An 8,767-nucleotide genomic window follows, 5' to 3' on the forward strand; every position below is an offset into this window, starting at 1 on the left:
GGCAAAAAAAGACGGGGAAAAGCGGAAACGGAACGCTTTTCCCCGTCTTGCGCCGTCTGGAGGGGAGGCCCCCAGACTGGTTTTTACATATTGTCGCCGCGTTTGATGAGCGCCTGCATGCCGCCGAGGGCGTTCACCACGTCGGTCACTCCGTGGTTGTGCAGGTACAGCATCACCTCATAGGCGCGCAGGCCGGTATTGCACACGAGGGCCACCGGGCGATCCTTGGGGATGGAATCAAACTTCGCTTCAATGTCTTCCAGCGCGATGGCGTGCCATTCGCCGGGATACTTGGCGGCGGTGGCGTTGCCGGAAGCGGCGGGGCGGGCATCGGCGAAGAAGACGTTGTTGTTGGCGCGATCCTTCCAGAGTTCGCCGAATTCCTTGGAAGAGATGGCCTTGAGCTGACCGGAGAGGATATTGTCCGCTACGTTGGCCACGGCGTTTACGGCGTCCATCGCGGAGGCGAAGGGCGGCGCATAAGCGATTTCGGCGTTGGCGAGGTCGTCGATGGTGGGCTTGCCGAACTGGAGCATGGTCGCCACGGCGTCGATGCGGGCCTTGAGGGCGTCGCCGTCTTCGCACACGCCCTGAATGCCGAGTACGCGGCGGGTTCCGCGTTCGACCACGAGTTCGAGGGTCATCATGTGCTTTTCAGGATAGAAATGGGCGCGGTCGAGCTGTTCGAGGCTGGCGGAAACGGCGTCGAATCCGAAGGCTTTGGCGCGCTCGATGGTCAGGCCGGTGCCGCATGCGGACATCTTGAAGAGCTTCACGCACCACGTGCCCACGGCGCCGTGGAAGGTGGCCGCCTTGCCGCTGTCGCTGGCGGCGTTGGTGCCGATGACGCGGCCCTGCCGGTTGGCGAGGGAGCCGAGCGCCAGCACGAAGGGCTTGCCGGTGACGAGGTTCGGGATAGCTACGCAGTCGCCGCCCGCATAGATGTCGGGATCGGAGGTCTGCATGTATTCGTTGACGAGGATCGCGCCGGTGCGTTCCTCAAGATCGAGCCCGGCGGCGCGGGCCAGCGCGGTGTTGGGCGCGAAGCCGGTAGCGAAGATGACCAGATCGGCGTCGAGGGTGCGCTTGTCGGTCACGACGCGGGCCACAGTCCCGTTTTCACCTTCAAGGCGCTGCACTTTTTCGCCGGTGTAGACGTCGACGTTGTGTTCTTCGAGGTCATGCCTGACCATGTCGGACAGGCTGGCGGACATGACGCCGGGCATGGCCTGCGGCATGAATTCCACCACGCTGGTCTTGATGTCCCACATGTCGGCGAGGGCCACGGCGATTTCCATGCCGATGAACCCGGCGCCGATGACCACGGCGTTCTGCACGCTGCCGGATGCGCAGGCCTTGCGGAGCGCGTCGGCGTCTTCAAGGTTGTTCGCGCCGCCCACGTTTTTGAGGTCGCGGCCTTCGACGGGGGGCACCTTGGGCGTGCTGCCGGTGGCGATGATCAGGCGGTCGTAGGGAAGCGTCTTTTCTTCGCCCGTGACCAGGTTCTTGGCCGTCACGGTCTTGGCGGCGCGGTCGATGGCGGTCACGCGGGTCTGGTTCAGGGTATGCACGCCCTTATGCTCGAAATATTCGGGGGTGCGCACGGTTCCGTAGGTCGTGGAGCGCAGCGCGTCCAGCGAATTGATTTCGCCGGAAACATAGTAGGGGATGCCGCAGCCGCCGAACGAAATATTGATGTTTTCGTCGATCATGGTCACGTTGGCTGTGGGATCAAGCCGCTTCAGACGGCTGGCCGCCTTGGGGCCGAGGGCCACGCCACCGATGACGATAATATTTTTGGACATATTTCCTCCCTTCCTGAAAACAGGGGTAAAGGTACAAGAAAGTCGGTTTCTGGCATACACGGTTCCCCGCGAATGCGCAAGGAGGGGATAGAATTACATGGGCTCCATTACGGGCCGAGGCAAGAAATCCCGCTTCCGGCATAGCGCAACGGCGCTTTTCCCATATGATAGCAGTAAGCCCCGCCCGAATTTTCCGGCAGAGGCTTTTTCTCCCCTCTCTTTTCCATTCCCCCTGCCTTTCCATTCCCTTTGCCGATAAAAAAGGAGCCGAAGCTCCTTTTCCTGAAGGCCGTGCCATAGAAAACGGCTGATGCCTTTTTTCTTGAAGCCCCAAAGGATTAACCGACAAAATGCCTTAGCCATATGTTCCACCAAGGGGAAACTGGAGAAAAAGGCCGTATTTTCACCGCACTGTGAAGACGAACCAACCATATGCTATGACACAGCCTCCCGAAAAACAGGGAAATCCGTGAACAGGGATTCGATAAGCGCGAAAGTCTTGGGAGAGGATGGGGTGGGGTGTGGGGAGGGGAAGGGGAACCTTTCTCCAGAAAGGTTCCCCTTCCCCTCCCCACATACATCCCTTAGCAGCCCACCTCGTTCCCGGTTTCAGGCATGCGCTTGCCGCGGGAAAGGAACAGCACCAGCGAAGCGGCGGCGGAGGCGATACCGATGAGCGTGGACGCCTCGACGGACATGCCGAACCCGATCTTCGCGTAGCAGAGATAGGAGACGCACACCACGGTCATGAAGGCCGCCGGAAGGGTCGCTATCCAGTGGAAGCGCCCGCGGCGGGCAAGGTAGACGGCGATGGCCCACAGGGTCACACAGGACATGGTCTGGTTGGCCCAGCCGAAGTAGCGCCAGATGACCGCGAAATCCACGCAGGTCAGGGCGATGCCCGCGATGAACAGCGGGATGGCGATCATCAGGCGCTTGGCGACGGGGCCCTGATCGATGCGCAGCGTGTCGGCCACCAGCAGGCGGGCGCTGCGGAAGGCCGTGTCGCCCGTGGAAATGGGCAGCACCACCACGCCGAGGATGGCAAGTATGCCCCCGATGGGGCCGAGCAGGGCCATAGAGATTTCCTGAACCACCAGCGTGGGCGTCCCGGCCTTGATGACCTCGCCGAGGGCTTGGGGCGATTCGTAGAAAGACAGGCCGAGCGTCACCCAGATCAGCCCAAGGACGCCTTCGGCGATCATGGGGCCGTAAAAGAGCATCCGGCCGTGCTTTTCGCTTTCCATGCACCGGGTCATGAGAGGCGACTGGGTGGCGTGGAAGCCGCTGATCGCGCCGCAGGCGATGGTGATGAACAGGAGCGGCCAGATGGGAAGGCCGGTCGGATCGGTGTTCACGAAAAAGTCGGTGTTGGGCAGGACGGGGCGGCCGCTGAGCATAAGCGAGCCGACAAGCCCGAAGGCCATCACCAGCAAGAGAATTGAGAAGAAGGGATAGATGCGCCCGATGATGGCGTCAATGGGCATGATTGTGGCAAGGAAGTAGTAGGCGAAGATAACCGTGCCCCAGAAGGGCAGGCTGAAGCTCGTCAGGTTGGCGAGCAGGGCGGCGGGGCCGAGCACGAACACGGCGCCGACCATGATCATGAACGCGATGGTGAACACTTCCATAAAACGGCGGACGCCGGTGCCGAGGTTGCGCCCGATGATCTCAGGGTAGGAAGCCCCGCCGTAACGCAGGGACATCATGGCCGAACAGTAGTCATGCACCGCGCCGCCGAAAATGCAGCCGAAGACGACCCAGAGCAGGGCGGAAGGCCCGTACAGCGCCCCAAGGATGGGGCCAATCACGGGGCCGAGCCCGGCGATGTTCAGAAGCTGGATGAGAAAAATCTTGTAGCGGGGCAGTTCGATATAGTCCACGCCGTCGCGCCGGGTTTTGACCGGCGTGGGGCGCCCGAAATCGGCTCCGAACACTTTTTCCACGAATGCGCCGTACACGAAGTACCCGCCGAGCAGCAGCGCGAGGCTGCCCCAAAAATACCATAAACCAGACATGATCTCCTCCCATATCTGTGAAACCCGTGGGGCCGTTTCCGCCACGGCGACCGGAAGGACGGCATGCCGTTCCTGTGCGTTTCGCTCCTCGCTTGTCCGCATCCAGCGCTTTTCCGGGACGCCCCGCCCCGGAGCCCGTCCTGACCCGCCGGTCGTGAACGAGAACGATTACCCTCCTTTTCCCCGCTTGTACATAGCCGAAAACACCTCAAAATATTTTTATGCCCCTGTTATTTCGGCCTGACCAATATGATGGACACATCCATGACGTTGGTGCGCGTGGGGCCTGTACGCAGGAGGGTTCCGGCCTTGAGCAGCAGGGGGTAGCTGTCGTTGGCGCCGAGGCTTTCTTCCGGGTGCAGCCCGATGGCGCGCAGGCGGGCCAGATCGCCGCTGAAGGCGTAGCCGCCCGCCGCGTCCGTGGGGCCGTCCGTGCCGTCCGTCCCTACGCAAATGAGGTCGATGCCGCGGTCGTCCGCCAGTTCCAACGTGGCGGCGAGCGCCATTTCCTGATTGCGCCCTCCCTTGCCGCTGCCCCGGATGGTCACCGTGGTTTCGCCCCCGGCGAGCAGGCAGAGCGGCGCATCGCCGGGGCGCAGGCCCGCTTGGGCGCGGCGGGCTTCGGCGACGAGCCGCGCCGCCGTCAGCCGGGCCTCGCCGCTCATCTCCGTCGTGAGGATGCGGGGCACGAAGCCGCACCGCGCGGCCTCGTCCGCCGCCGCTTCCAGCGCCTGTTTCACCGAGGCCACGAGCACGTTGCGGACGCGCCCGAAAGCCGGTTCATCCGCCTTCGGCGTTTCCGGGATGCGGCCTTGAAGCCCCGCCTCAATGCGGGCCCAGATCGACTGCGGCATTTTCCAGCGCAAGCCGTAATGCTCCACCACGCGCAGGCAGTCCGCGAAGGTGCTCGTATCCGGCACGGTGGGGCCTGAGGCGATGACGTCAAGATCGTCGCCCACCACGTCGGAGACGATGAGCCCAAGCACGGTGGCGGGGAAGGCCGCCCGCACGAGGTTGCCGCCGCTGAAGCGGGAGAGGTGTTTGCGCAGCGTGTTGATCTCGTGGATTGTGGCCCCGCATTCCAGCAGCATGGAGGTGAGCCGCTGCATGTCGGCCAGCGGGATTTCCGGGTGCAGGGCCGGGGTAAGCGCGCTGGCCCCGCCCGTGAACGTACACAGGATGAGGTCGTCCTCGCGGCTGTCTAAGGCCATGTCCACGATTTCGCCCGCAGCCGCCGCGCCCGCCTCATCGGGGACGGGGTGTCCGCCTTCCTTGATCCTGATGCGTCTGGTTCGCTGGCCTTCCGGCAAATCGTGCCCGTATTTGACGATCACAAGCCCGTCGCTGATGCGGCCGCCGAGCAGGTTTTCCAGCGCCGCCGCCATCGGAGCCGCGCCTTTGCCCGCGCCGAGCACGCGGATACGGCGGTAGGCGTCGAGGTCGCCCGACCACGCGGGGGCTCCCGCTTCATCGATCAGGGTCAGCCTGTTGCCGTCAAGGCGAAGGTGGCGCAGCACGGCCACGTCGGGCGCTACGGCGTTCAGGGCCGCATCCGTGAGGCGGCGCAGTTCGGAGGCTGCTGGGGAGGAAGGCAGATCGGTCATGGTGCGGCTCCTGTTGTGTCGGTTGGGGAGGTCGAAAAGCTTTTGTGCCGGCTCAGCCATAGCAAGGGATTGGTGCCTGTTTCATACGGTTCAAGAGATATGCTGGGGAATACTCTTCCGTCATTGGGATCGCCGGTAATTGCCTTTAAAAATTCAATGAAACCAGTCAGTCAAACCTTGCATCGGCCCAATGCCGTGACAGGCTTTTACGGTTATGGAACCTCTGCCCAGACTTCTCCGGCGGGGCTGCCGGAAGGGCGGCGGGCATTGGGAAAAGCAAGTAAAGGTACCTGCGAGGAAAGGCTTTTCCTCGGTTATGTCGTTAATTAGATATAATCTATTGAAATTATTAAGCACTTCTCAAGTCGCAAGGTTGTTCCAATAAGTTGAAATAGTTATGTTTTAGGCTGTGTTATAGAAAATGGTTGATGCTTTTTCCTTGAAGTTCCAAAGGGATAACCGGCAAAATGCCTTGGCCGTGGATCCCGCCAAGGGGAAAACCGGATAAAAAGGCCGTATTTTTCACCGCACTGTGGAGATGAAATAACCACAAACTATAACAGAGCCATGTTTTAAATGACGGCACAATCTGGGGCCCGGACAAGGGCATATCCGGGATGCGCCCGGAAGCGTGAGCTTTTCTTTTGGCTCAGGCCGGGGCTCTTGTCAAAGGGTGAACGTATCCGGTATTTTCTTTGTTCCTTTGAACATCAACCGGAGCGGTGCCATGAAAATCGTTGTTCTTGACGGCTATACCCTGAATCCCGGCGACAATCCGTGGGACCCGCTGGCGGCGCTCGGCGATCTGACGGTGTATGACCGCACCAATCCCGAAGATGTGCTGGAGCGGAGCCGGGGGGCGGAGATCCTGATCACCAACAAGACCCGCTTGAATGAGGACACGTTGGCGGCCTTGCCGGGCCTGCGCTGCATCGGGGTCATCGCCACGGGGTACGACGTGGTGGACATCGCGGCGGCGGGCAGACGGGGCATCCCGGTGATGAACGTGGTGAACTACGGCACGGAGGCCGTGGCGCAACATGCTTTCGCGCTGCTGCTGGAACTGTGCCGCCGCACGGCCCTGCACGACGCGGGCATCCGTTCCGGGCGCTGGGCCGCCGGGCCGGACTGGTGTTTCTGGGATACGCCGCAGGTGGAGCTTTCGGGCAAGGTCATGGGCATCCTTGGTTTCGGGACCATCGGGCGCCGCGTCGCCGAACTGGCGCACGCGTTCGGCATGAAGGTGATCGCCGCTTCCGCCCGCAAATCCGCCGCCGAACTTTCGGCCTCTTCCGCTCCCGTATCTTTCCCTGTGGAATTTGTGGAACTGGACGAGCTGTTCCGCACTTCGGACGTGCTTTCCCTGCATTGCCCGCTGACGGATCAGACCCGCGCCATCGTCAATGCCGCCGCCATCGCCGCCATGAAGGACGGGGCCATCCTCCTGAACCTTGCGCGCGGCCCACTGCTTGATGAAGCCGCCGTCGCCGAGGCCCTCGCATCCGGAAAACTCGGCGGCCTCGGCGCGGACGTGGTGTCCGTGGAGCCCATCACGCAGGACAATCCGCTGCTGACCAGCCCCAACACCCTGCTGACCCCCCATATCGCTTGGGCTACCCGTACCGCCCGGCAGAACATCACCCGGATCATCGCCGAGAACATCGCCGGATGGATGGCGGGCCAGCCCAAAAGCGTGGTGAACAAGGCCTATCTGAACGGATAAATGACGGAGGGAGCCGAAGGGCTCCCTTTTTTAACCCCGCGCTTCCCCTTTGGGCGAGGATGCGCTGACCAGCCGGAAGACACGATGAAAGAGAATAAATACGACGATCCGATATTTTTCGACAAATACAGCCGGATGCCGCGCTCAAAGGAAGGGCTTGACGCCGCCGGGGAGTGGCATGTGCTGCGGAGGATGCTTCCTCCGTTCGAGGGCAAGCGGGTGCTTGATCTGGGGTGCGGCTTCGGCTGGCATTGCCGGTATGCCGCCGAACAGGGGGCTACCTCCGTGGTGGGCGTCGACCTGTCCGAAAGGATGTTGGCCGAGGCCCGTGCCATGACGGATTCTTCCTCCATCCAGTACCTGCGTATGCCGATTGAAGCTATCGATTTCCCGGCGGGCTCGTTCGATGTGGCGATAAGTTCCCTCGCCTTCCACTATGTCGAGTCGTTCGGCGGCCTGTGCGCGAAGGTGAACCGTTGCCTCTTCGCCGGAGGGCGCTTCGTCTTTTCCGTGGAGCATCCGGTATTCACAGCGCAGGGAGCGCAGGAATGGCATTGCGACGCGCAGGGGAATCATCTTCACTGGCCCGTGGACAGCTATTTTTCCGAGGGCGTCCGCAAGGCCGTTTTCCTCGGCGAAGAGGTCATGAAGTACCACAAAACCCTGACTACCTACGTCAACGGCCTTCTCCAGAACGGATTTGAATTGCTGGAACTTGTGGAGCCGCAGCCGGAACCCGGCCTATTGGAAGCCTACCCGGAAATCATGCGGGATGAACTCCGCCGTCCCATGATGCTGATCGTGTCGGCCCGGAAGCGCTGACCCCACCTTCCGGTTCAAGAGCGTCCGTGTTGCGCCTGTTTTTCGGCCGTGTCGCTAATTAGATAGAATCTATTGAAATTATTGGACTGATTTTTCGAGCTGTAAAAGGTTATTTTTATAATTTCAAATCGTTATATGTAAAATGACGACACGGTCTAGGCTGATGCGGGCGGGCTGTTTCGCCCCATAAAGGAGAGGCGATCCCAAGGGATCGCCTCCTGTTTTCCCTGCAAAGGGGCAGGGGACGCCCCTCCCCTTCTTTGGGACTCTATCATGTATCTGATTGTTTTATCTCCACAATATGGTGAAAAAACAGGCTGTTTCTCCGGTTTTCCGTCGATGGGCCCCATACTTGGGGGCTTATTGGTTATTCCTTTGGAATTTTAAGACATAAAGCCTCAGCCCTTTCCTATGGCACGGCCTTATTTCCAACTCCCAAGGCTTTGGGCTGCATCGAAGGCCGTATTGCGGCGTTGTAACGGTGCGGCCTTGGCCCGGTTTGGGACGGTTTACAACCAGCTCGGCTTGCTGCCTGATTCCGTCAACACAGCGTCGCTCATGGTGAAACCTTCAAGGCTGCCCGCTTTGGCCTGAATACAGATGAAACGCATGGCGCTGTCGTCCGCCGCATGCAGGCAACGCTCACCCCGCGGATCGATGCGGAAGCAATCCCCTTCCTTCAGCGGCAATTCTTCCCCATCGATGTACAGCAGCCCCTTGCCCTCAAGGATGAGGTAGATTTCCTCATTCTGGGTATGGTGGTGTACAAAAGGCACGCTGGCCCCGGCAGGCAGG

Annotated in this window: 7 protein-coding genes; 2 read left to right on the forward strand and 5 right to left on the reverse strand. The window is 61.1% G+C overall.

Features of this window, described 5'->3' with window-relative positions; translation table 11 throughout:
* Nucleotides 1–83: 83 nt before the first annotated feature.
* The 4 genes from ACZM8Y_RS00300 to ACZM8Y_RS00315 all read right to left on the reverse strand — a co-directional run bounded on the left by ACZM8Y_RS00300 (nucleotide 84) and on the right by ACZM8Y_RS00315 (nucleotide 5,427).
* Nucleotides 84–1,805: an FAD-dependent oxidoreductase gene (locus ACZM8Y_RS00300; protein WP_479859648.1), complete on the reverse strand. Its 1,722-nt coding sequence runs from the start codon at nucleotides 1,803–1,805 to the stop codon at nucleotides 84–86.
* A gap of 93 nt (nucleotides 1,806–1,898) precedes the next feature.
* Nucleotides 1,899–2,237 (reverse strand): hypothetical protein, encoded by a 339-nt coding sequence (locus ACZM8Y_RS00305; RefSeq protein WP_489501480.1) that lies wholly within the window; start codon nucleotides 2,235–2,237, stop codon nucleotides 1,899–1,901.
* A 152-nt stretch (nucleotides 2,238–2,389) separates the two neighbouring features.
* Complete coding sequence (locus ACZM8Y_RS00310) at nucleotides 2,390–3,823, reverse strand: carbon starvation CstA family protein (RefSeq protein ID WP_479859022.1); 1,434 nt, start codon at nucleotides 3,821–3,823, stop codon at nucleotides 2,390–2,392.
* Between the two features lie 230 nt (nucleotides 3,824–4,053).
* Nucleotides 4,054–5,427 carry a glycerate kinase type-2 family protein gene (locus tag ACZM8Y_RS00315; protein WP_302553472.1) on the reverse strand — a complete coding sequence of 458 codons (1,374 nt, stop codon included), beginning with the start codon at nucleotides 5,425–5,427 and terminating at the stop codon, nucleotides 4,054–4,056.
* Between the two features lie 727 nt (nucleotides 5,428–6,154).
* Here ACZM8Y_RS00315 and ACZM8Y_RS00320 point away from each other — a divergent pair.
* On the forward strand, nucleotides 6,155–7,150 hold the full coding sequence (locus ACZM8Y_RS00320; protein ID WP_482330276.1) for a D-2-hydroxyacid dehydrogenase: 996 nt from the start codon (nucleotides 6,155–6,157) through the stop codon (nucleotides 7,148–7,150).
* An 84-nt stretch (nucleotides 7,151–7,234) separates the two neighbouring features.
* Entirely contained in the window at nucleotides 7,235–7,972 is a 738-nt protein-coding gene (locus ACZM8Y_RS00325; RefSeq protein WP_482330277.1) for a class I SAM-dependent methyltransferase, read from the forward strand.
* 509 nt (nucleotides 7,973–8,481) lie between these two features.
* On the opposite strand, the gene ACZM8Y_RS00330 is transcribed toward ACZM8Y_RS00325, so the two are convergent.
* On the reverse strand, nucleotides 8,482–8,767 hold a 286-nt coding region (locus ACZM8Y_RS00330; RefSeq protein ID WP_489501482.1), incomplete at its 5' end, for a cupin domain-containing protein.

The organism is Bilophila sp. (assembly GCF_057864385.1).

Excerpts from the sequence above, each read along its gene's own strand:
- ACZM8Y_RS00310 (WP_479859022.1), bottom strand. The coding sequence starts at position 3,823 with ATGTCTGGTTTATGGTATTTTTGGGGCAGCCTCGCGCTGCTGCTCGGC.
- ACZM8Y_RS00325 (WP_482330277.1), top strand. The coding sequence starts at position 7,235 with ATGAAAGAGAATAAATACGACGATCCGATATTTTTCGACAAATACAGC.
- ACZM8Y_RS00305 (WP_489501480.1), bottom strand. The coding sequence starts at position 2,237 with ATGGTTGGTTCGTCTTCACAGTGCGGTGAAAATACGGCCTTTTTCTCC.
- ACZM8Y_RS00300 (WP_479859648.1), bottom strand. The coding sequence starts at position 1,805 with ATGTCCAAAAATATTATCGTCATCGGTGGCGTGGCCCTCGGCCCCAAG.
- ACZM8Y_RS00320 (WP_482330276.1), top strand. The coding sequence starts at position 6,155 with ATGAAAATCGTTGTTCTTGACGGCTATACCCTGAATCCCGGCGACAAT.
- ACZM8Y_RS00315 (WP_302553472.1), bottom strand. The coding sequence starts at position 5,427 with ATGACCGATCTGCCTTCCTCCCCAGCAGCCTCCGAACTGCGCCGCCTC.